Raw genomic sequence first — 21,833 nt, forward strand, 5'->3', positions numbered from 1 at the left:
ACGGCAGGAAGCGACACATCCTGGCGACTCACGCGCTCCGGAAGCGGTGCTCGGGGCGACCCGTCGATCCGTAGCGGAGGCCGACCGAGACGAGACCCCGCTCGGCCAGAGCGGTGAGGTGGCGCTGCGCGGTCGCCCGGGACACGCCGATGCGCTCCGCGACCTCCGACGCCGACGCCTCGTCGTCGCCGAGGGCTGCGAGCACCGTCTGCTCGGTCGCCGAGCGGGCGAGCGAGGCGCCGTCGCGCTCCCCCCGCATGACGGCGGCCGCGCGGTCGACGTCGTCCTGGGTCAGCGGCCGAGAGGACGCCAGCAGGTTCCGGTACCGCGCGTACCGGTCGAGGCGTTCGGCGAGCACGCGTGTGTCGAACGGCTTCACGAGGAACGCCAGCGTCCCGGCCGTGAACGCGCGCCGCACGGTCGCGGCATCCGTCGCCGCCGACAGCACGAAGGCGTCGAGGCCGACCGAGCGGACCAGTTCGATCCCGTCGCCGTCGGGCAGGTACACGTCGGCGAGCAGCAGATCGGGGGCGTGCGCGGCGACCGCCGCCCGCGCCTCACCGACCGTGCGCGCCGGTTCCAGGGCGGCGAAGCCGGGGCGCGCGTCGACGGCGTCGCGGTGGAGCCCTGCCACCCGGAAGTCGTCGTCGACGACGAGCACGCGGATATCGGTCATCTCTCCTCCTCGGTGCCGACGTGCAGCACGCCGGGCAGTCGCGCGGCGACCACGGCACCGCGGCCCGCGCCTCCGGCATCCACGATCCAGACGTCTCCGCCGCGGCGCCGGGCGAACTCCCGCGACAGCGGCAGCCCGACCCCGAGCCCGTGCACGGCGGCCGGATCGTCGGTGCGCTCGCGCGGGGCGAAGGCGGCGTCGACGTCGGCGATCCCGCCGCCGGTGTCGGCCACCGTCAGCACGACGTCGGCGCCGTCGCCGAGCACCGCGACCTCGACCTCGCGGGGCTCGCCCCCGGATGCCGCCGCGCTCACGGCGTTGTCGACCAGGTTGCCGAGCACGGCGACGACGTCCTCCACGTCGGCGACGGTCGAGGGGAGCCACGTGTCCTCCGACACCCGGAGCGTCACCCCGCGTTCGCGCGCCGACAGTCCCTTCGCCCCGAGGAACGAACCCAGCATCGCGTCGCCGACGAGGTCGAGCCCGGGTACGGCCCAGTCGACCGAGCCCCGGTCGACGAGGTCGGCGAGGAAGGCGCGCGCCTCCGCCGTCCGTCCGGCGTCGAGCAGCCCGACGGCGGCGTGCACGCGATTGGCGTTCTCGTGGCGCTGCACCCGCAGCGCGTCGCCGAGCGCACGGACGCTGTCGAGCCGGTCGGACAGCGCCAGGACGTCGGTGCGATCGCGCAGCACGGCGACGCGGCCAAGAGTTCGCGTCCCGCGCCGGACCGGCCGGACGTCGATGAAGACGACGCGTTCGCCGATCGGCATCCCGTTCGGGGCTCCGGATCCGGCGAGCGCGGATGCCACGGCGACCGGCAGAGCGAGCTCGTCAAGGCGGCGCCCCACCGCGCCGGACACCCCGAGCAGGGTCTCGGCCGGCGTCGTGCACACGCGCACGACGCCGGTGTCGTCGATGGCGACGACACCCTCGTCGGCGCTCTCCAGCACCGCCGTCTGCGTCTGCACGAGGGCGACGAGCTCTTCGGGCTGCAGGCCGAGCGTGAGGCGCTCGAGGCGTCGGCGCATGAGCAGCGCGACCGCGACGCCGAGCCCCACGGCCACGACCACCGCGACGCCGATGCCGATCAGCAGGGCGGGCAGGTCGTCGAACACGCTCGCGCGCTCGAACCCGACGCTCACCTCGCCCACGGGGTCGCCTCCCCCGGGCGGATAGACCGGCACCTTGGCGCGCGCGGATTCCCCGAGCGTCCCCGTCTCCCAGGTCACGACCTCGCGCCCGGCGAGCGCGTCGGCGAAGCTCGTGCTGACCACTTCGCCGAGCCGGTCGGGATCGGGATGGGCGAGCCGGATGCCGTGGTCGTCGGTGATCACGACGAACAGCCCCTCCGTCCGCGCGGTGACGTCGGAGGCGTAGCGCTCGAGCGTCCCGCCGCGCAGGGACGCGGCATCCGGGGTTCCGGGGTCGGCCGAGTACTCGGCGACGAGTTCGCGCACCTCGGGCGCCTCGGCGACGGACCGGGCGATGTTGAGGGCGGAGGAGTCGGCTTCGGAGCGGAGCTGTTGGATGCCGAGCCACGCGAACACCGCGGTGCACACGGCCACGACGGCGACCATCGTGGCGATCTGCACGAGCAGGGTCCGGGTGGCGAATCGCATGGCACCTCCGTACGCCGTCGTGCGCGAAATGCGCAGAACACACGCTACGCGCACAACGCCGCTCAATGCGAGCAAGCGCGCGCCGCGGCATCGCGATCCGTAGCCTCGGCCCATTCCCCGGCGCACCGCGTGCCGGCATCCACGACGAAGGAGTCGCGATGACCCCCCACATCCTCACGGCCGAGACAGCCGACTACGCCGTGGCGTACACGCCCGCGGACGGCGTGCTCGTGGCTCTCGGCTTCCTCATGGTGCTGTCGTTCATGGCGCTGATCATGACGCGGCGACTCACACCGATGGTGGCGCTGATCGTGGTGCCGACGATCTTCGGCCTGATCGCGGGCGCCGGGTTCGGCCTCGGCGACATGGTGATCGACGCGATCGGCAAGATGGCGCCGACCGCCGCGCTGCTGCTGTTCGCGATCATGTACTTCGGCATCATGATCGACGTCGGGCTGTTCGATCCGCTGATCCGCGTGATCACGCGCTTCCTCGGCGACGACCCCGCCAAGGTCGTGCTCGGTACGGCGATCCTCGCCGGCGCCGTCTCGCTCGACGGTGACGGCTCGACGACCTTCATCATCACCACCTCGGCGATGCTGCCGATCTACCTGCGTCTGGGCATGAGCCCGGTCGTCCTCACGTGCGTCGCGGGTCTGATGAACGGCACGCTCAACATCGTCCCGTGGGGTGGCCCGACGGTCCGCGCGGCCACCGCCCTCGGCCTGCAGCCCACCGACGTCTTCGTGCCGATGCTCCCCTCGCTGCTCGCCGGTCTCGTCGTCGCGCTCGCGTTCGCGTGGTTCCTGGGCCTCTCGGAGCGCAAGCGTCTCGCCGGCTCCGTCGACACCTCCAAGCTCGACACCCCCGGTGTCTTCGGTCGACTGGGGGCTCCGAAGCTGTTCCGCGGCGCCGAGTCGAAGCCCGGCGCGCTCGCGTCGCTGCGCACCGGCAACATCGTCACCGTCCGCGGAGGACGCGGCGCCGTCGCCGCCCCCGAACTGGTCCAGGCGGCCGACACCGCGATGGCCGACACGATGCTCGACCCGAACCGCGCCACGCTCCGACCGAAGCTCATCTGGTTCAACCTCGCACTGACCGTGGCCGTGATGGTGCTGCTGGTGCTCGACCTCTTCCCGCTGGCGTTCGTGTTCATGGTCGGTGCGGCGCTCGCGCTCATCGTCAACTTCCCGAAGCTGCGCGGACAGGCCGACGAGATCGTCGCCCACGCCCCGAGCATCGTCGGTGTCGTCTCGATGGTGCTGGCCGCCGGCGTCCTGGTGGGCGTGCTCAACGGCACCGGGATGGTCACGGCGATGGCCGCCTGGATCACCCAGGTGATCCCGTCCTCGATGGGGCCGTTCCTCGCCGTCATCACGGGCGTGCTGTCGATCCCGTTCACCTTCTTCATGTCGAACGACGCGTTCTACTTCGGCATCCTGCCGGTGCTGGCCGAGAGCGCCGCGAACTACGGCATCACCCCGGTCGAGATGGCCCGCGCCTCGATCACGGGCCAGCCGGTCCACCTGCAGAGCCCGCTGGTCCCCGCGATCCTGCTGCTGGTCTCGCTCGCCGGCGTCAACCTCGGCGACCACCACAAGAAGGTGCTGTGGCGCGCGACGATCGTCTCGCTCGTGATGCTCGGCGTCGGCGTGCTGGTCGGGGCGGTCCCGCTCCTCGGCTGAGCCTCGACACACGCGCGTGAGGGGTCAAGAAGTGTCGCTTGGCGCCCCGCGAAGCGACAGATTCTGACCCCTCACGCGACCACGCAGAGGACCCCGGATGCCGCGGCATCCGGGGTCCTCTGCGTTCAGAGCGCTACGACACGGTGCGGCGCGGGCGACGCAGCGTCCACACCACTCCCCCCGCGACCAGCAGGAAGGATGCCAGCAGTGCCGCCCCGAGCGGAGCCTGGGCTCCCGTGGCGGCGAGCTGGCCCGCGGCGACGACGGTGATCGGCACGCTCCGGATCACCGAGCCGTCGGCTGCGTAGACCACGATCGTGTGGCTGCCCGCGGCGAGGTCGCCGGGGATCTGCACGTCGAACGTGACGCGGCCGCTCGCATCGGCGGCGGGGATGCCGGCGATACGGATCGGGTCGCTGCGCAGCTCGGCCGTGACCTGCTCGCCCGCGGCGAGACCCGTCACCGTCACCCGCACGATCCCGCCGCGCTCGACCGTGGTGGTCGAGACCGACACCGACGGGGTGGCATCCGGGGTGCTCGTGGGCGAGGCCGTCGGGGTCGGCGTGCCCGTGGGCTCGGTCGTCGGCTCCGGCGTGGCGGTGGGCGTCGCGGTGGGGGTCGCCGTCGGCGTGGCCGTCGGGGTCGGCGTCGGCGTCGGGGTCGGCTCCGTCGTGTCGGGCACCTCGCGCGGAGCGACGCTCGTGAGCGTCGGCTTCACGGTCTGGAACAGCCCGTCCGGACCGATCTCGAGGCGGTCGATGGTCGTCTCGCGGTTCGTCCCCCCGCCGCCCGGGATCGCGAACCGGTGGTACGCGATGTACCACTCGTCCGTGCCCGGCACGGTGATGATCGAGCTGTGCCCCGTCCCGAGGATGCCCTGCGAGGTGTCCTTCGAGAGGATCACGCCGCGGTACGTCCACGGGCCGTCGATGCTCGTCGACGTGGCGTAGCCGACGCGGTAGTCGGCCGAACCGGTGTCGTCGATCGAGTACGTCAGGTGGTACAGACCATCGCGGTAGTTCACGAACGTCCCCTCGCGGAAGTCGTTCAGACCCGAGATCGTCTTGATCGTGCCCGGCCTGATGCTCTTCATGTCATCCGACAGCTCGCCGTAGACCGGGTTGCCGTTGCCCCAGAACAGGTAGTACTTCCCCGTCTTCGGGTCGTGGAACGCCGCCGGGTCGATCGCCTGTCCGCTGTGGACGCTCTCACCGTTGGTGATCATCGGCTGCGCCTCGGCGGTGAACGGGCCCTCGGGGCTGTCGGCCACCGCGACGCCGATCTCCTTGCGGTCGTCCTGCGGGTTGTGACCGCTGAAGTAGAAGTAGTACTTCCCGTCCTTCTCGATGATCGTCGGAGCCCACGCGTTGCCGGTCGCCCACGGAACGTTGCCGTTCGCGCCGTCCAGCGTCAGGAACGGCGTGTCGGACCGCGTCCAGTCGACGAGGTTCTTCGACTTCCACACGTAGAACGTGTTGCCGCCCCACCCGGGAACGCCGTCGGTCGTGGCGTAGATGTAGTACGTGTCACCGAACACCGCGATGTTCGGGTCGGCGTACAGACCCGGCAGGACCGGGCTCTTCATCTGGACCGCCTTCAGTGTCCAGACCACGTCGGCCTGCCCGTCGGTCTTCAGCGTGACCGTGACCGGCGTGCTGAGGTTTCGGACCGTGCCCGACGCCGGGGTCGCCGTCGTGCCGCTCGCGGTTGCGAACGTGGGCCGCAGCTTCGTCAGGTCGGTGCCCGGCACGACGGGGAACAGGACCGTGCGGTTCTCGGCGTCGACGATCGGGGCGACCTTGAGCGCCGCGGCATCCTGAAGGCTGACCTCGGTGAGCAGCCCCGGGTTCTGGGCCGCGACCTCGTCCGGGCTCAACGCGCGGTTGTAGAGCGCGAACTCGCGCATCTGACCGTGGAAGAGGTTGTCGTCGTTGTACACGGACTTGCCGAGGTAGTTCGCCAGGGTCGTGCCCTTTCCGATGTCCCCCGGCCGGACGGTCACGTTGGTGTTCTCGGCGACCTTCTGGCCGTCGAGGTACAGTCGCGCGGTGCTCCCGCTCAACGTGTAGGTCAGGTGCACCCAGCGGTCGCGCGGCAGGGCGCTGGCGGCGGACGCGTTCTGCTCGCCGGTCCAGTTGCCCGTCGTGAGCGCGCCGCGGTACTGGCCGTTGCCGGTCGAGAACAGGTACCCGTTGCCCTTCCCGTCGCTGCCGGTGTTGCCGAAGCCGTACAGGAAGTACGGGTTCTTCTGCGCCGCGTCGATCCGCACCTCGGTGTCGACGGTGAAGTCGGTGACACCCGCGAGCACGTTGTCGGGCAGGTCGACGTAGTCGTTGCTGCCGTCGAAGGTCAGCGCACCGTCCGCGAACGTCGCTCCGCCCTGGACCTGCGCATCGCGGCCCGCCCCGGAGCGGTCGTGCAGCGTCGCGCCCGAACCGTCGGTGAAGTCGTACCGCAGCACCTCGCCCTTCTCGTTCGCCGTGACCGGGGTCACGCCGGGCTCGGTGACGATGTTCTCCCGCAGAGCCGCGAGCTCCTCCGCGGTCACGGGCATGACGGTGCCGTGGCGCGGGCTGCTGGGCAGCGTGTAGCTCGCCGGAACCTGCCAGTTCGGGTTCGCGATGTCGGTGGTGGCCAGCGGGATGTACCCGCGCCCGCCGTACTCGTCGACGAACAGGTAGTACTTGTCGCCGTTGACGTCGCCCGGGTTGGACTTGAAGATGCTCGGGCCTTCCACCGCACCCGTGCCGGCGTTCTTGCCGATGCACGAGGTGACCTGCGTCCAGTCCTTCAGCGGGGCGGTGAGCACCGTCGAGCTCTCCTGGATGATGTCGCTGCATCCGGTCGTCCCGGCGCCCTCGTCCTTCGTGAAGCGCTGGTAGACGCCGTCCGCCTTGATCACGGTGGAGTCGATGCGGGAGATCCCGCCCTGCCAGACCTGCGGCTCGCTGAAGGTCACGAAGTCGCGCGTGGTGGCGTACATCATGCTGTTGGGCACGTTGGCGGTGTGGTTCGGGTCATCCGCCGGGTAGATCTTCGAGGCCCAGAACACCACGTACTGGCCGAGGCTCTCGTCGTAGTACGCCTCCGGCGCCCAGGTGTTGCCGGCGGTGTCGGGCGAGACCCGGACGTGCCGCTGGTCGCTCCAGTTCACGAGGTCGTGCGACTCCCACACCTCGATGTACTTCGAGCCGACCGTCTGCGAGTCGCCCCACGAGGTGCCGCCGCCGATCGAGAGGTCGGTGGCGATCAGGTAGAACGTGTCGCCCTCGGGAGAGCGGATGATGAACGGGTCGCGGAGACCCTTCTCCCCGTAGGTCGAGGTGAGGGCGGGCTTGCCGCCGTTGAGCTCGGTCCACGACAGCGCGTCGTTGCCGTTGCTCGCGGCGAAGTAGATGTTCTCGCCCTCGATCGTGTTCCCGGTGAAGTACGCGAAGGTGTACCCCTCGAAGGCACCGAGGTGCACCGCCTTGCGGACGTTCACGACGATGTCGCGCGTGCGGGTCGCCGAGCCCTTCGTCACGGATGCCGTGAGCGTCACGGTCGTGTCGGCCTCCTGGCGCGCGACGACACCCGTGGGGGAGACCACCGCGGGGTTCGAGCTCGTCCAGGTGACCGGCAGCTCTTCCGCCGTCGTCGGGAGCGTCAGGTTGCCGCGCGCATCGTCGGCGTTGACCACCGCGATCGCGTCGACGGCCCGCTGCGCCGCACCCGCGTCATCGGGGACGGCCCGTACGGTGGCGGTGAAGCCGATGCTCTGCGTCGCGGTGCCACGGGTGACGGTGGCCGTCAGCGTGACCTCCGCGTCCGCCTGCCCGGCGGCGGGGCGGGTGACCGCGCCCGTCGACGACACCACCGCGGGGTTCGACGACGCCCACGAGATGCTCGACCCGTTCGTGCCACCGGCGGGCAGGGCGATGTCCGCGGTGACGGCGCTCAGGTCGCCGAGGCCGAGGGCGGCCGCGTCGCGCGCGACGCGCTGCGCGTCGGTGGCGACGAGCGTCGCCACCTCATCGGCGGAGAGGGCCCGGTCGTAGAGGCGGAAGTCGCGGAGGCTCCCGGCGAGACGCTTGTCGCCGGTGTAGTTCGAGCGGCCGAGGTAGTTGGCGGTGGTCGTGCCGCCGCCGATCGAGCCGGGGGTGGTCGTGGTGTTGGTGTTCTCGGCGACCTGGATGCCGTCGAGGTACAGGCGCGAGGTCTTGCTGCCCGCGTCGAGCGTGTAGGTGAGAGTCTTCCAGACGCCGCGATCGAGGTTCGCCGAGCCGCGGGTCTCCTGCTCGGTCGACCAGTTGCCGCTGGCGATGCCGGTACGGGCCGGGTTGCCCGTGGCGAAGAGGTAGCCGTTTCCGTACCAGTCCGTGGTGTTGCCGAGACCCCAGATGAAGTAGTTGCCCGACTGTTCCGGGCGCACGAGCACGTCGGTGCTGACGGTGACGGACGAGAGACCCGCGAGGATGTTGTTGGGAACGCTCACATAGTCGTCGGCGCCGTCGAGGCGGACCCCGTTCGCACCGGTCAGCGAGGGACCGCCGACGTAGGCGGCATCCCGACCGTTGCCGGAGTCGTCGTGCGCGACGGTCCCCGAGGTCTCGTCGAGCGGGTACGAGACGACCAGCCCGCTCGTGGGGGTGGCCGCGGTCGCGGCTAAGGGGACGGTGATCGGCGCCGCGACGAGCGCGGCGACGACCGGGACGGCGAGCGTCCAGGACGGGAGACGGCGGGGGAGCGCCGTCCGGGGGAGTGTAGGCACGGGGGTGCGGATCCTCTCGTGAATGCGACATTGCATGAGCCGTCGGCGGCGACGACTACCCGAATGTTAGCGCTCACACACCTGTTGACGTCAACACCGAGTTTCCGCGGCGATGAGCCCGCCGACGGCTACGCGCGCGTCAGGGGCGCAGGGGCGCCGAGTCGCGGACGACGAGTCGCGTCGGCAGCGGGGTGCTCTCACTGACGGTGTCGGGCTCCTCCACCATCAGCAACACCTTCTGCATGAGGATCTCCCCCAGCGCAGCGAAGTCCTGGCGCACGGTGGTGAGCGAGGGGAAGAGGAACGGCGCCTCGGGGACGTCGTCGAACCCGACCACCCCGATGTCCTCCGGCACCCGCAGCCCGCGTTCGCGGAGCGCCGACAGGACACCGATCGCCATGTGATCGTTGGCGACGAAGATCCCCTCACCGGGGGTGAGGTCGGTCTCGGTCGCGATGCGGTACCCGCTCGCCGCGGACCAGTCCCCGTGCACCGGCGGCGTCGACTGCGCGCGGGCGGAGGCGATCTCCTCGCGCCAGCCGCGCAGACGCTCCACCGCGTCGGGGTTGCGGGCAGGACCGGCGATATGACGGACGGTGGTGTACCCCGACTCCAGCAGGTGCCGGACGGCCGCACGGGCACCGCGGTATTGGTCGATCGCGACCAGACGCGGGTGGGGCCGGCTGGTCGTGGCCGCGGCGACGATCGGGACGTCGATCTCGATCGCCTGCACCGCCGCGAGCACCTCGACATCGACGACGATGAGCACGATGGCATCGACGCGCTGCTTCAGCAGCCCGTCGATCGCCGCACGGACGGCGGCCACGTCGCTCTGGGACGAGCTGATCGCGTCGACGTTGTACCGGGCGGCGCGAGCCGCGAAGTTGAAGTTCGTCGCGATCGACGTGGGGCCGTAGTCGACGGTGCCCGGCGTCACCAGGCCGATCGTCCGGGTGCGCCGCGTGACGAGGGCCCGCGCCGCCGGCGACGGGCTGTACCGCAGTTGCGCGATGGCCTGCTCGACGCGCGCCCGGGTCGCCGGACGGACGTTGGGCATGTTGTTGAGGACCCGCGAGACGGTCTGGTGCGACACGCCCGCGAGACGGGCCACGTCGAAGATGTTGGCGGTCCGGGATGCCTTCTCGTCAGCCATCGGAGACGCCCTCCTCCCCCGCGGCGGGCTTGGCCACGAGGGCGAGGAGGGCGTCGGAGGTGAGCTCGGCGGCGGGGAGGATCTGCGCGAGCACGCCGTCGCGCATGACGGCGACGAGATGCGCGACGCGCAGGACCTCGTCGAGCTCGGCGGAGATGTAGACGATCGCGAGGCCGTTGTCGGACAGCTCCCCCACCAGGCGCTGGATCTCGGCCTTCGCGCCGACGTCGATGCCGCGCGTCGGCTCGTCGAGCACGATGACCCGGGGCGAGAGCGCGAGGAGCCGCGCCAGGAGCACCTTCTGCTGGTTGCCGCCGGAGAGCGTCGCGACGGGGCGATCGATGTCGGCGGGTCGGATGTGCAGCGCCTCCACCCAGCTCGTCGCGAGCTCCCGGCGCCGCGCCGTGCTGAGTCGGTGGAAGATCCCGCGCTGCGCCTGGAGGGCGAGCGTGATGTTGTCCAGGACGCTGAGGTCGCCGATGATGCCCTCGGTACGTCGGTTCTCCGACGAGTAGGCCACGCGCCGACGGATCGCCTCGCGCGGCGACCCGAGCCTCACCGGCTCGCCGTCGATGCGGACCTCGCCGCCGTCCGGGTGATCGACTCCGGTCAGCGCCCGCGCCAGCTCGCTGCGCCCCGACCCCAGGAGACCCGCGACCCCGATGACCTCGCCCTCGGCGATGTCGACGTCCGCGTCGCGCAGGCGGGACCCGGATGCCAGTCCCCGCGCGCTCACGATCGAGGGACCGTCCGCGGGCTCCGGCGAGCGCTGCCCGAGCGGCGCGAGGGCGTCGGCGGCGGCACCCAGCATCTTCTCGACGAGGTCGATGCGCAGGAGCTCCCGCGTGCCGTACTCCCCCACCAGGCGCCCACCGCGGAGGACCGTGACGCGGTCGCAGATCTCATAGACCTGGTCGAGGAAGTGCGAGACGAACACGATCGCGATCCCCTGCGTCTTGAGATCGCGGATGACGCGGAAGAGCTCGGCGACCTCGTCGGCATCCAGGCTCGAGGTCGGCTCGTCGAGCACGAGCACCTTCACGTCGACCGAGACCGCGCGCGCGATCGCGACGAGCTGCTGGATGGCGAGGGGATGAGTGGACAGCACCGACGACGGGTCGACGTCGACCCCGAGGGAGGACAGGGCGTCGGCCGCGCGATCGCGCATCGCGCGGTGGTCGATCATGCCGAACCGACGCGGCTCGCGACCGAGCGAGATGTTCTCGGCGACGGTCAGGTTCGGGAGAAGGTCGATCTCCTGGTACACGGTCGAGATCCCGACCGCCTGGGCGTTCGCTGGGGCGGAGAAGTGCATCGGGCGACCGCCGAGGAGGATCTCGCCCTGGTCGAGCCGCAGCGCTCCGGTGATGGCCTTGATCAGCGTCGACTTGCCCGCACCGTTCTCGCCCATGAGCGAGTGCACTTCGCCGGGGCGCAGGCGGAAGTCGACGTCGGCGAGAGCGGACTCGACACCGAAACGCACCGTCGCCCCGCGGACCTCGAGGAGGGGCGGGGCAACGGTGGACATGGGGTCAATCATGCCCGCGCGACGGTCGCCGCGCGCGCATCCCCGGCAGGCGCGTCATTTGGAGAGCGCGGACCGCGAGACGATGATCCGCTGCACCACGACGAACACCAGCAGCAGGGCGCCGACGGTGATCCGGGTCCAGGACTGCTCCGCTCCCGAGAACGAGATGATCGTGCGGATGAGGCCGTAGACGAAGACGCCGATCATCGAGCCGAGCACGAACCCGCTGCCGCCGGTGAGCAGCGTGCCGCCGATGACGACGGCGGCGATCGTGTCGAGCTCGGTTCCGACGCCGTTGAGGGGGTAGCCGGCACCGGAGTACGCCGTCAGGACGATTCCCGCGAGCCCCGCGCACACCCCGCTGATGACGTAGACCGAGAGCTTCGCGCGCACGACGGGAAGGCCCATGAGTCGCGCCGACTGCTCGTTCCCGCCCACGGCGTAGACCGTGCGTCCGAAGCGCGTGAACCGCAGGACGAAGGCGGCGAGGGCGACCGTGAGCAGCGCGATGATCCCGGTCGGGGTGATGTACCACCCGGCGAACGAGAAGCGCGTGGACTGCAGCCACAGCAGCCCCGCATCGTCGACCTTGATCGACTGCAGGCTCACCACGAAGGCCAGGCCCCGGGCGAGGAACATGCCGATCAGCGAGGCGATGAACGGCTGCACGTCGAAGAACTGCACGAGGACGCCGATCAGCAGCCCGATCGCCCCGCCGATCAGGATCATCGCGGGAACCGCGACCGCGACCGGGACCCCCTGCGACAGCAGACTGGCGCACAGGATGCCGGTGAAGGCCATGACCGCGCCGACGGAGAGGTCGATCCCGCCGGTGAGGATGACGAAGGTCATGCCCACGGCCAGCACCAGCAGGTACGCGTTGTCGAGCAGGATCGACGACAGGATCCGGGGCAGCTGGAAGTTCGGGAAATACGCCATCGACCCCGCGATCATGATCAGGAGGATCGCGATCGCGGCGAACACCGGAATCCACGAGACGTGGCGGCTGAGGAATCGGCGGTACGTGGTCGGGGCGGCGGAGCCGCGCTCGGCGGTGAGAGTGACCATCAGGACAGCACCTTTGCGTCGGGACGTCGGGTGAGGGGACGCACGGCCGAACGGCCCGCGGTCTGGAAGAACGCGCGGAACCGGCGCGACTGCAGCAGCACGACGATCAGCACGGCCGCGGCCATGAAGACCGGGCTGACGGCGGGCGGGACGCCCAGGAACGTGATCGTGCTCTTCAGGGTCTGGATCGTGAAGACGCCGACGACCGTACCGGCCAGGCTGAACTTGCCGCCGGCGAGCGAGGTGCCGCCGAGGACCACCGCGAGGATGGCATCCAGTTCGATGTAGAGACCCGCGGCGTTCGCGTCGGCGGCCATGATGTTCGAGCTGTAGAGGATGCCGGCCATGCCCGCGAGCGTGCCGCTGGCGATGTAGGCGCCCCAGATGATGCCGCGCGAGCGGACGCCGGCGAGCCGGCTCGCTTCGGGGTTGATGCCGACGGCCTCGGTGAGCATGCCGAGCGCCGTGCGCCGCTCGACGATCCCGACGACGATCACCGCGGCGATCGATACGTAGAAGGCGAAGGGGAGACCCAGGACGTATCCCTGCGCCATGAACTGGTACGGGTCGCTGTTGATGGTCGTGATGAAGCCCTTGGTGATGAGCAGGGCGACGCCGCGGCCGGCGAGCATGAGCACGAGCGTGGCGATGATGGGTTGGATGCCGAGCACCGCGACGAGGAAGCCGTTCCAGACGCCGAGCAGCAGTGCGCTGCCGACGGCCGCGGCGATGGCGATCATGACGACGCCGAGGTTGCCCGGTTCGGGCGAGGCCTCGATGATCGTCAGCGCCACGGCGCCCGAGACCGCCATGATCGCGCCGACCGACAGGTCGATGCCGCGCGTGGCGATGACGAGCGTCATGCCGAGGGCGACGAGCATGAGCGGGGCGCTGTTGCGCAGGATGTCGATCAGCGACCCGTACAGCTGCCCGTTCTGCACCGTGATGCTGAGGAACGACGGCCGCGAGATCGTGTTGACGGCGATGAGGGCGACGAGTGCCGCGATGGGCCACACGAGGCGGTGCGAAAGGAACTTCTTCATGCGATCTTCTCCCGATCGGACGACGTTGTCTCGGGCTGCCCCTCGGCGATGTAGGCGACGAGGCCGTCGAGGTCGACGTCCTGGGTGGCCAGCTCGCCGATCTTACGACGGTCGCGCAGCACGGCCACGCGCTGCGCGATGCGGAGCACCTCCTCGAGCTCGGAGGAGATGAACACCACCGCGAGGCCCTTCTCGGCGAGTTCGGCGACCTTGCGCTGGATGTCGGCCTTGGCGCCGACGTCGATGCCGCGGGTGGGTTCGTCGAGGATGAGCAGCTCCGGGGCGGTGGCGAGCCAGCGGGCCAGGAGGACCTTCTGCTGGTTGCCGCCGGAGAGGTTGCGGATGAGCGCGTTCGGGTTCGCGGGGCGCACCCCGAGCGCGGTGATGTACTCGTCGACGATCGCCTGCACCTCGGCGGCGCCGAGCTTGCGCAGTGCGCCGCGGCGGGCCTGCACGCCGAGGATGATGTTCTCGGCCACGGTGAGGTCGCCGACGATCCCCTCCGCGCGGCGGTCCTCCGACGAGAAGGCGATGCCGCGGTCGAGGGCGTGGCGCGGCGAACCGAGCCGCGACGGCGATCCGCCGACCTCGACCTGCCCCTGGTCGGCGCGGTCGGCGCCGGCGATGAGGCGGGCCAACTCGGTCCGGCCCGAGCCGAGCAGCCCCGCGAGGCCCACGATCTCCCCCGGGAAGACGTCGAGATCGACGGGCTCGAGGGCGTTCTTGCGGGCCAACGAGACGGCCTTCAGCACGGGGGTTCCGGAACGGTCGATCGGACGCTCGGCGCTGGCCGAGATGGCATCCAGTTCGCCGAGCTCACGGCCGATCATCTTCGCGACGAGCTGTTCACGGGTCAGCTCGGCGATCGGGTACTCGCCCACGAGCGTGCCGTTGCGCAGCACCGTCAGGCGATCGGAGATCTCGTAGATCTGGTCGAGGAAGTGCGAGACGAAGAGGATCGCGACGCCGCGGTCGCGCAGATCCCGGATGACGCCGAACAACTGCTCGACCTCGCCCCGGTCGAGGCTCGAGGTCGGCTCGTCGAGGACCAGGACCGTGGTGTCCACGACCATCGCGCGGCTGATGGCGACCAGCTGCTGGACGGCGATGGAGTGGCTCGCCAGGATCGAGCGGGTGTCGATGTGCACGCCGAGCTCGGCGAGCGCCGCGGCGGCCGCGGCGTGAGTGGCGCGCCAGTCGACCAGGCCCGCGCGGCGGATCTCGTTGCCGAGCATCACGTTCTCGCCGACCGACAGGTTCTGGCAGAGGTTGACCTCTTGATAGACGGTGGCGATGCCGGACGACTGGGCGTCCGCGGTGGAGCGGAACAGGCGCTCCTCGCCCTGGACGCGGATCGTGCCGGAGTCGATCCCGTACACGCCGGTGAGCGCCTTGATGAGAGTGGATTTGCCGGCGCCGTTCTCTCCCATGAGGGAGTGGACCTCACCGGGGTAGAGGGTGAAGTCCACTCCGTCGAGCGCCTTCACTCCGGGGAAGGAGATGCTGATACCGCGCATCGCGACGACGGCAGCGCGTTCGGATGTCATGCTCGATCGCTTTCTCAGGGGGTGAGCGGAGGGTGTGCGGGGCCGGTTCGGCCCCGCACACCCGAGGACTGACGGACGCGGACGCGTCCGCGGGGGTCAGTACTTGCGGTCGGGCAGAGCGGCCTTGGCCTGCTCCTGGTCGAACGCCTGGTCCTCGACGATGTACTGCTTGTCGACGGACTCGCCGGCGACGACCTTCTTGACGACCTCGGCGACCTTCTCACCGAGCAGCGGGTTGCACTCGACGATGTAGTTGAACTCGCCGTCGGCCAGGGCCGTCATGCCGTCCTTGACCGCGTCGATCGTCACGATCTTGATGTCGGTGCCGGGCGTGAGACCCGCAGCCTTGATCGCGTCGAGGGCACCCAGACCCATGTCGTCGTTGTGGGCGAAGAGCAGGTTGATCTGCGAGCCGTACTTCTGGAGGAAGCCCTCCATGACGGTCTTGCCCTCGGCACGGGTGAAGTTGCCCGTCTGCGAGTCGAGGAGCGTGATGTCGGTGCCCGCGATCGCGTCGTTGAAGCCGGTCGCGCGGTCGGTGGCGGCCGACGACCCCGTGGTGCCCTCGAGCACGACGAGGTTGGTCGGGGTCTTCCCGAAGTTCTCGGCGACCCACTTCCCTGCCGTCTCGCCCTCCTTCTTGAAGTCCAGGCCCACCCAGCTGGCGTAGAGGTCTTCCGACGCGGACACCGTGCGGTCTTCGAGGATCACCGGGATGTTGGCATCCTTGGCCTCCTTCAGCACGTCGTCCCACCCGTCGGTGACGATCGGGGCGAGCACGATGGCATCCACGCCCTGGTTGATGAAGCTGCGGACGGCGGCGATCTGCGCCTCCGGCTTGTTGTCGGCCGCGTTGAAGATGAGGTTGAAGCCGTTCTCGGTCGAGAACGCCGTCTTCATCGACTCGGTGTTGGCGCTGCGCCAGCCGCTCTCGGAGCCGGTCTGGGCGAAACCGACGGTGATGACCTTGTCGTCGCCGCCTCCGCCGGCCGTCGAGCCACCGCCGGCGCAGCCGGTCGCGGTGAGAGCGATCGCGCCCATGAGCGCGAGTCCGGCGAGGGTCTTCTTCGCCTTCATGTTGAAACCTCCTCGTTTCGCCGGCTGCGTCGCCGGGCCATGTGATGCAGCCCCCTCGGGCGGGCTGACTCCTGAATGTTAGCGCTCACACTTGCGGCCCTGTCAAGAGTCAATCGCGCCGGGAACGTGACGGTGAGGACGATGTGAAGCCTCACAACGTCGGCGCGTTCGCGGATCACGTGTGTCGCCGCGTTTCGGCATCCCGCGCCGGGCTCCGTCGCGAGGGTTACCGTCGAGACATGACTTCTCTCCCGCAGGAGCGCCCCGAGCACACGCCGACCATCGGCACGTCCGTCACCGCGGACGACTTCAAGCGCGCGTTCCGAGGCCACCCTGGCGGCGTCGCGGTCATCACGGCGTACGGCGAGCACGGCCCCGTCGCCCTCACCGCTTCGTCGGTGTCGTCGGTCTCGGCCGACCCGCCGCTGCTGATCTTCTCGGTCTCGAGCCTGTCCTCGGCGACGCCGACGATCGTGGCCGCGTCGACGATCGTGGTGCACCTGCTCGACGCCGAGGACATCGTCCTGGCCCGCGCCGGCGCCACGAGCGGACTGGACCGCTTCGCCGACACGTCCACCTGGTCGCGCCTGGCCACGGGCGAGCCGGTGTACCACGGCGTCCGGGCGTGGCTGCGGTGCGCCGTCGTCAGCCGGATGGATGCCGGCGGCTCGACCGTCATCGCCGCCCAGGCCCTGCAGGTCGACGTCGAGCGCGACCTCGAGCCGGGTGAGCCCGGCTCCGCGCTGGTCTACCACAACCGCACGTGGCACCGCCTCGGCGAGCACTCCCGCCTCGACTGAGTTCTCGTCCCGGGAGCCGCGCCCCCGCCGCCTGCCTCCCCGCCGTCAGTTCACGTGATCCGGACGAGCGCACACGCCACCGACCCGCCACGGCGGGCGCCTTCGGCCAGCTCACGTGATCTGGCCGAGCGCACACGCCGCCGACGCGCCACGGCGGGTGCCGTCGACCATTTCACGTGACATCGCCGAGCGCACACGCCACCGACCCGCCACGACGGGCGTCCTCGACCACGTCACGTGATCTGGGGCCTGCCTCCGGTCAGTGCGCGGCGGCCTCGCGGCGGAACACGCGGCGGACGCCGGTCACCACGGCGACGATGACGAGGCCCAGGATCAGGCCGAAGACCGCGGAGATCGCGGTGTCGACGATCCACACGACGACCGGTCCCGTGGCCTCGATCGCGTGCTCGACGGCGTGGAGGAGGTCGGACGGCCCCGCCCACAGCGTCTCGCCGAGGTTCTGCACCACCAGATGACCGCCGACCCACAGCATCGCGACCGTCCCGATCACGCTGATCACCCGGAAGACGGCCGGCATGGATGCCACGACCCGGGCGCCGAACCGCCGGACGGCGCGCGTGGGGCTCTTCATGAACCGCAGCCCGATGTCGTCGATCTTCACCAGGAGCGCGACCGCGCCGTACACGACCACGGTCATGGCGAGTCCGATGACGAGCAGCGCACCGAGCGTCATCCAGATGCCGAACCCGGGATCCAAGCTCGACAGGGCGATGAGCATGATCTCGGTGCTGAGGATGAGGTCGGTGCGCACGGCTCCGAGCACCAGTTTCCGCTCGTCGCGGGGGCCGTCGTCGTCGCCGTGACCGTGAGCGACGCCGAACCATTCGAGCACCTTCGCGGCACCCTCGTAACAGAGGAATCCGCCGCCGATGATCAGCAGGAAGGGCAGCACCCCCGGCGCGAACGCGGTCAGCAGGAGCGCGATCGGGATGATGATCACGTACTTGTTGATGATGCTGCCGAGGGCGATCTTCCAGACGACGGGCAGCTCCCGGGCGGGCGTGATCCCCTGAACGTATTGGGGCGTCACGGCCGCGTCGTCGATGACGACGCCCGCGGTCTTCGCGCTGGCTTTGAGCGCGGCGCTGAGGATGTCATCCACCACGGCGAGCAGACCGACGGACATGGGCGATTCTCCTGGGTGGGCGGCTGCCGCGCGAGCCGCGCGCAGTGACGGAGTCGTCACAGCGACCTTATCCGTCCCGGGTGGAGCGGGACGCCCAGGGCCTTCACCCGCCGGAGATCGAACGCCGCACACCGCGCCGCCGACGCGAGGGGTGGGACTCTGACGGGATGCTCGGGCCCTTCAGCCTCCCCGCCCTCGTCGTCACCGCCGTGTTCGTCCTCAGCGCCGTGGGCAAGCTCCTCGACCTCGACACAGCCCCCGCCACCCTTCGCGCTCTGCGCCTGTCGGGCCCTCCGCCGCGCACCGTCGTCGGCGGCGTCGCCGTCATCGAGCTCGCCGTCGCCGGCGGGCTCCTCCTCGGCAGCGGAGTCGTCGCCGTCACCGCGGCCGGTGCTGCCGTCGCGCTGTCGATCGTCTTCCTCGCCGTCGGGGTGCGCGCGCAGACCCGCGCGTCGACGGACGAGTGCGGATGCTTCGGGCGGCTGGCATCCACTCGGGTGGGTCCCGCCATGACGGCGCGCAACACGGCCCTCATCGCGCTCGCCGGGCTCGCCCTGGTCGGCGCCCTGATGGAGCCGACCGCGCCGGCGCTGGCCGTCCGCCTCGTCCTCTTCCCTCTGCTCGGCGGCGCGCTGCTGCTCAGCGTCGCGGCGATCGCGGTCGTGGGAGCCACCCTGCACCCCTCGGGGGAACGCGCCGCGACCACTCCCGCAGGAGTGCCCGACGCAGCGCTCATCACCCCGGACGGCGGCGTCGTCGTCCCCCGTCAACGCGCCCTGCGCGGGCGCGCGCAGCTGCTGCTCTTCGTACGGCGCGGGTGCACCTCGTGCGAGAACCTCATCGACCGGATGACGTGGGACCGGGAGCTGCTCGAGACCCTCGTGGACGTGCGACTCATCGTCCCGATCGGAGACGACATGTCCCTGGGCGCGGCCGACGAGGGTCTGCACGTCGACCCCTCCGGAGAGTTCGCCCGGGCGCTCGGCATCCCGGGCAACCGCCCGGTCGGGGTGCTGCTGACCACCTCGGGCGACGTGCTGCAGCCGATCGCCGTCGGCGGCGACGAGACGGCGACGCTGGTCGGCACCGTGCTCGCAGCGGCCGCCGAAGCGCGCGACTCGCACCCCGACGAGGGCTCCGCGACGAACTGACGGGTGCGGCGACAGCGGATCCGACAATCGTCCCTGTCGCGCTATGGGCGACCTGGCTAGGGTGAAACTCGTCCCCGCTCGGGAGGAAAGAGGCATCCATGTCGTTCATCACTCGAGGGTTCTCCGGACGCCGCGCCGAACGCGATCCGCGCCTTCCCCCCGGTCAGACGCTGGTGGGTGATTGGCCCGTGCTGTCGGCCGGTCCCACGCCCGAGATCGACGCCGACGAGTGGGAGTTCGTCGTGCGGACCGAGAACGGCGACCACCGGTGGAACACCGCCCAGCTGCAGGCGCTCGGCATGGAGGACATCACCGTCGACATCCACTGCGTCACGCACTGGACGAAGCTCGACATGCCGTGGCGCGGAGTGTCGCTCGACCGCATCTTCGACGAGGTGGAGACGGCCCACGACTTCGTGATGGCGCACTCCTACAGCGGATACACCACGAACGTGCCCCTGGAAGACCTCCTCGACGGCAAGAGCTGGATCGCTTTCGAAGCCGACGGCGAGCCCCTCACCGCCGAGCACGGCGGCCCCGCCCGACTGCTCGTGCCGCACCTGTACTTCTGGAAGAGCGCGAAGTGGGTGCGCGGGCTCGTGACGATGCCCGACGACGATCCCGGATTCTGGGAGCAGAACGGCTACCACCTGCACGGAGACCCCTGGCAGGAGGAGCGGTACTGGTGACGCACCGCCCGACCGCCTGGCACACCGCGACGGTCGCGGACATCCGAGCCGAGACCCCCACGGCGCAGCGCATCGAGCTCGACGTGCCCACCTGGCCGGGCAACGACGCGGGCGCGCACCTCGACCTGCGGCTCACGGCACCCGACGGCTACCAGGCATCGCGGTCGTACTCGATCGCGTCGTCGGGCGACGGCACGCGCGTCCTCCTGGCGGTCGACGAGGTGCCCGACGGCGAGGTCTCGCCCTTCCTCGTCCACGATCTTCGCGTCGGAGACGAGATCGAGGTCCACGGACCGCTCGGCGCGTTCTTCGTGTGGACGCCCCCGACCGAGGCGTCGCCGCGGCCGGTGCAGCTCATCGCCGGCGGCTCGGGGGTCGTGCCGCTCTTCGCCATGGCGCAGGCGCACGCGACCGCCGGCGACGCGAGCGAGTTCCGCCTGCTGTATTCGGTGCGCACCCCCGATGACGTCTTCTTCGCGGACGAGATCGCCGCGCTGGCGGCGTCGGGGGCGGTCGACCTCGACCTCGTCTACACGCGCGCCGCGCCGCCCGCGGCATCTGCGCCTCCCGGTCGTCTGACGGCCGAGCGCCTGCGCGACGCGGTCGTCCCCGCCGACCGCGTCCCGCGCGTGTACGTGTGCGGTCCGACCCCGTTCGTCGAGGCCGTGTCGCGCTGGCTCCTGGCCGCCGGGCACCGGCCCGGCGACATCCGCACTGAGCGATTCGGAGGCTCGTGATGGACGTTCTCGACGGCAATGCGCTCGCCGGTCGGCTGGCCGACCTCCTCGGGTGGGATGCCACCGACTCGCTCGTCCGCTGCCGATCCTGCGGCGACGGCGGGACCGTGGGGCGGGTCGCGGTCTACGCGAGCGCGATGGGGGCCGTCGCCCGATGCCGGTCGTGCGACGCCGTGCTCCTGACCATCGTGGACGCCGCCGGCGGGCGGTCTTGGTTCGGGATGCCGGGCATCGACGCCCTCGAGGTGCGGCGGGGGTAACACCTCGACGCCGACGGAACGCGTGCCGACGCAGCTTCCGTCATCTGTCGATTCCGACGACATGTCGGCTTTGCAAGAGTCGGTCCATGACGACAGGGCAGAGGGACCACCGAGCGGACAGCGCGGTGACCCGCGCGCTCCTCGTTTTCCTCGGCGGAAGCCTCGGCACGGCGATCCGACTGATGCTCGGCACGATCGTGATGGGACCGGGCGCCTCGATCCTGGCAACCGTCGCGGTGGACGTCACCGGCGCCGCGCTCCTCGGCATCCTCTACGGTCTCACTCCACCCGGTGACGCGCGCTCCGCGCGCCGCCGCCTGCTACTCGGCACGGGTCTGCTGGGCGGATACACCACGTACGGGACGCTCGTCGTCGACGCCGACGGACTGGTGCTCGCCCATGATCCCTGGGCCGGGGCGCTGGTGGCCTCGGCTACACTCGCGCTCGGGGTCGCGGCGGCCTTCGTGGGCGAGCGCGCGGCCACCCGCGCGCGGGAACGGGCGCGAGCGTGAACGCGCTCACGGTGCTGCTCGCCTGCCTCGCCGGTGGGTGCGGCGCGGTGCTGCGCTTCACGATCGACGCCGCCGTGACTCGGCGGGTCGGCGGGCGCCTTCCCTGGGGCACGCTCACCGTGAACGTCTCGGGGGCTCTCGCCCTCGGGGTCGTGACGGGAATCATGCCCACTCTGCTCGCCCTCCCCGCGGCGACGGTCATCGCGGCGGGACTGCTCGGCGGGTACACGACGTTCAGCACCGCCTGCGTCCAAACCGCTGAGCTCCTCGCGAGCGGACGTCGGGCTGCCGCGGTGGTCTCCGCCATGGGAATGCTGGCCGCCTCCGCGCTCGCCGGCGGCGCGGGTCTCGTCCTCGGCCGCGCCCTGGGCTCGGCCTGACCGCCGGAGGG

Annotated in this window: 18 protein-coding genes; 8 read left to right on the forward strand and 10 right to left on the reverse strand. The window is 70.7% G+C overall.

What is annotated here, in order from left to right; all coding sequences use genetic code 11:
- Positions 1-28 precede the first annotated feature (28 nt).
- Positions 29-676 carry a response regulator gene (locus P8R59_RS03255; RefSeq protein WP_278102699.1) on the reverse strand — a complete coding sequence of 216 codons (648 nt, stop codon included), beginning with the start codon at positions 674-676 and terminating at the stop codon, positions 29-31.
- On the reverse strand, positions 673-2,295 hold the full coding sequence (locus P8R59_RS03260; protein ID WP_278102700.1) for a sensor histidine kinase: 1,623 nt from the start codon (positions 2,293-2,295) through the stop codon (positions 673-675). Before P8R59_RS03260 ends, P8R59_RS03255 begins: the two co-directional genes overlap by 4 nt.
- Positions 2,296-2,453: 158 nt before the next feature.
- On the opposite strand from P8R59_RS03260, the gene P8R59_RS03265 reads away from it, so the two are divergent.
- Positions 2,454-3,980 (forward strand): CitMHS family transporter, encoded by a 1,527-nt coding sequence (locus P8R59_RS03265; protein ID WP_278102701.1) that lies wholly within the window; start codon positions 2,454-2,456, stop codon positions 3,978-3,980.
- Between the two features lie 133 nt (positions 3,981-4,113).
- Here P8R59_RS03265 and P8R59_RS03270 read toward each other — a convergent pair whose 3' ends face one another.
- From P8R59_RS03270 to P8R59_RS03300, 7 genes are all read right to left on the reverse strand, one after another.
- The gene (locus tag P8R59_RS03270) at positions 4,114-8,730 is read right to left on the reverse strand and encodes a family 43 glycosylhydrolase (RefSeq protein ID WP_278102702.1); all 4,617 of its coding nucleotides are present in this window, start codon (positions 8,728-8,730) and stop codon (positions 4,114-4,116) included.
- Positions 8,731-8,869: 139 nt separating this feature from the next.
- Positions 8,870-9,883, reverse strand: coding sequence for a LacI family DNA-binding transcriptional regulator (locus P8R59_RS03275; RefSeq protein ID WP_278102703.1), 1,014 nt, complete (start codon positions 9,881-9,883; stop codon positions 8,870-8,872).
- Positions 9,876-11,411 carry a sugar ABC transporter ATP-binding protein gene (locus P8R59_RS03280; RefSeq protein WP_278102704.1) on the reverse strand — a complete coding sequence of 512 codons (1,536 nt, stop codon included), beginning with the start codon at positions 11,409-11,411 and terminating at the stop codon, positions 9,876-9,878. The genes P8R59_RS03275 and P8R59_RS03280 overlap by 8 nt, the downstream gene beginning before the upstream one ends.
- A gap of 54 nt (positions 11,412-11,465) precedes the next feature.
- Complete coding sequence (locus P8R59_RS03285) at positions 11,466-12,479, reverse strand: ABC transporter permease subunit (protein ID WP_077049656.1); 1,014 nt, start codon at positions 12,477-12,479, stop codon at positions 11,466-11,468.
- Entirely contained in the window at positions 12,479-13,522 is a 1,044-nt protein-coding gene (locus tag P8R59_RS03290; protein ID WP_077049657.1) for an ABC transporter permease, read from the reverse strand. The genes P8R59_RS03285 and P8R59_RS03290 overlap by 1 nt, the downstream gene beginning before the upstream one ends.
- A complete protein-coding gene (locus P8R59_RS03295; protein ID WP_278102705.1) occupies positions 13,519-15,069 on the reverse strand; it encodes a sugar ABC transporter ATP-binding protein in 1,551 nt (516 codons plus the stop codon). Before P8R59_RS03295 ends, P8R59_RS03290 begins: the two co-directional genes overlap by 4 nt.
- Before the next feature lie 96 nt (positions 15,070-15,165).
- Positions 15,166-16,146 (reverse strand): ABC transporter substrate-binding protein, encoded by a 981-nt coding sequence (locus P8R59_RS03300; RefSeq protein WP_160897506.1) that lies wholly within the window; start codon positions 16,144-16,146, stop codon positions 15,166-15,168.
- 239 nt (positions 16,147-16,385) lie between these two features.
- Here P8R59_RS03300 and P8R59_RS03305 point away from each other — a divergent pair, with 239 nt between their 5' ends.
- Positions 16,386-16,946, forward strand: a complete 561-nt coding sequence (locus P8R59_RS03305; protein WP_278102706.1) for a flavin reductase family protein — start codon at positions 16,386-16,388, stop codon at positions 16,944-16,946.
- 259 nt (positions 16,947-17,205) lie between these two features.
- On the opposite strand, the gene P8R59_RS03310 is transcribed toward P8R59_RS03305, so the two are convergent.
- Positions 17,206-18,093, reverse strand: a complete 888-nt coding sequence (locus tag P8R59_RS03310) for a DUF808 domain-containing protein (RefSeq protein WP_278102707.1) — start codon at positions 18,091-18,093, stop codon at positions 17,206-17,208.
- A gap of 167 nt (positions 18,094-18,260) precedes the next feature.
- On the opposite strand from P8R59_RS03310, the gene P8R59_RS03315 reads away from it, so the two are divergent.
- The 6 genes from P8R59_RS03315 to P8R59_RS03340 all read left to right on the forward strand — a co-directional run bounded on the left by P8R59_RS03315 (position 18,261) and on the right by P8R59_RS03340 (position 21,822).
- Positions 18,261-19,244, forward strand: a complete 984-nt coding sequence (locus P8R59_RS03315) for a MauE/DoxX family redox-associated membrane protein (RefSeq protein WP_278102708.1) — start codon at positions 18,261-18,263, stop codon at positions 19,242-19,244.
- 98 nt (positions 19,245-19,342) lie between these two features.
- Positions 19,343-19,933, forward strand: a complete 591-nt coding sequence (locus P8R59_RS03320) for a molybdopterin-dependent oxidoreductase (protein ID WP_278102709.1) — start codon at positions 19,343-19,345, stop codon at positions 19,931-19,933.
- On the forward strand, positions 19,930-20,670 hold the full coding sequence (locus P8R59_RS03325) for an FAD-binding oxidoreductase (RefSeq protein WP_278102710.1): 741 nt from the start codon (positions 19,930-19,932) through the stop codon (positions 20,668-20,670). The genes P8R59_RS03320 and P8R59_RS03325 overlap by 4 nt, the downstream gene beginning before the upstream one ends.
- Positions 20,670-20,930, forward strand: a complete 261-nt coding sequence (locus tag P8R59_RS03330) for a DUF6510 family protein (RefSeq protein WP_278102711.1) — start codon at positions 20,670-20,672, stop codon at positions 20,928-20,930. The genes P8R59_RS03325 and P8R59_RS03330 overlap by 1 nt, the downstream gene beginning before the upstream one ends.
- An 86-nt stretch (positions 20,931-21,016) precedes the next feature.
- Positions 21,017-21,442 carry a CrcB family protein gene (locus P8R59_RS03335; RefSeq protein ID WP_278102712.1) on the forward strand — a complete coding sequence of 142 codons (426 nt, stop codon included), beginning with the start codon at positions 21,017-21,019 and terminating at the stop codon, positions 21,440-21,442.
- Complete coding sequence (locus tag P8R59_RS03340; RefSeq protein ID WP_278102713.1) at positions 21,439-21,822, forward strand: fluoride efflux transporter FluC; 384 nt, start codon at positions 21,439-21,441, stop codon at positions 21,820-21,822. Before P8R59_RS03335 ends, P8R59_RS03340 begins: the two co-directional genes overlap by 4 nt.
- The last annotated feature ends 11 nt before the right edge of the window (positions 21,823-21,833 follow it).

Source organism: Microbacterium proteolyticum (assembly GCF_029639405.1).
In the GTDB taxonomy this organism is placed as follows: Bacteria; Actinomycetota; Actinomycetes; order Actinomycetales; family Microbacteriaceae; genus Microbacterium.

What these genes read in the sequence shown, in the direction of transcription:
- P8R59_RS03255 (WP_278102699.1), bottom strand. Translation starts at nt 676, where the DNA reads ATGACCGATATCCGCGTGCTCGTCGTCGACGACGACTTCCGGGTGGCA.
- P8R59_RS03260 (WP_278102700.1), bottom strand. Translation starts at nt 2,295, where the DNA reads ATGCGATTCGCCACCCGGACCCTGCTCGTGCAGATCGCCACGATGGTC.
- P8R59_RS03265 (WP_278102701.1), top strand. Translation starts at nt 2,454, where the DNA reads ATGACCCCCCACATCCTCACGGCCGAGACAGCCGACTACGCCGTGGCG.
- P8R59_RS03275 (WP_278102703.1), bottom strand. Translation starts at nt 9,883, where the DNA reads ATGGCTGACGAGAAGGCATCCCGGACCGCCAACATCTTCGACGTGGCC.
- P8R59_RS03280 (WP_278102704.1), bottom strand. Translation starts at nt 11,411, where the DNA reads ATGTCCACCGTTGCCCCGCCCCTCCTCGAGGTCCGCGGGGCGACGGTG.
- P8R59_RS03285 (WP_077049656.1), bottom strand. Translation starts at nt 12,479, where the DNA reads ATGGTCACTCTCACCGCCGAGCGCGGCTCCGCCGCCCCGACCACGTAC.
- P8R59_RS03290 (WP_077049657.1), bottom strand. Translation starts at nt 13,522, where the DNA reads ATGAAGAAGTTCCTTTCGCACCGCCTCGTGTGGCCCATCGCGGCACTC.
- P8R59_RS03295 (WP_278102705.1), bottom strand. Translation starts at nt 15,069, where the DNA reads ATGACATCCGAACGCGCTGCCGTCGTCGCGATGCGCGGTATCAGCATC.
- P8R59_RS03300 (WP_160897506.1), bottom strand. Translation starts at nt 16,146, where the DNA reads ATGAAGGCGAAGAAGACCCTCGCCGGACTCGCGCTCATGGGCGCGATC.
- P8R59_RS03305 (WP_278102706.1), top strand. Translation starts at nt 16,386, where the DNA reads ATGACTTCTCTCCCGCAGGAGCGCCCCGAGCACACGCCGACCATCGGC.
- P8R59_RS03310 (WP_278102707.1), bottom strand. Translation starts at nt 18,093, where the DNA reads ATGTCCGTCGGTCTGCTCGCCGTGGTGGATGACATCCTCAGCGCCGCG.
- P8R59_RS03315 (WP_278102708.1), top strand. Translation starts at nt 18,261, where the DNA reads ATGCTCGGGCCCTTCAGCCTCCCCGCCCTCGTCGTCACCGCCGTGTTC.
- P8R59_RS03320 (WP_278102709.1), top strand. Translation starts at nt 19,343, where the DNA reads ATGTCGTTCATCACTCGAGGGTTCTCCGGACGCCGCGCCGAACGCGAT.
- P8R59_RS03330 (WP_278102711.1), top strand. Translation starts at nt 20,670, where the DNA reads ATGGACGTTCTCGACGGCAATGCGCTCGCCGGTCGGCTGGCCGACCTC.
- P8R59_RS03335 (WP_278102712.1), top strand. Translation starts at nt 21,017, where the DNA reads ATGACGACAGGGCAGAGGGACCACCGAGCGGACAGCGCGGTGACCCGC.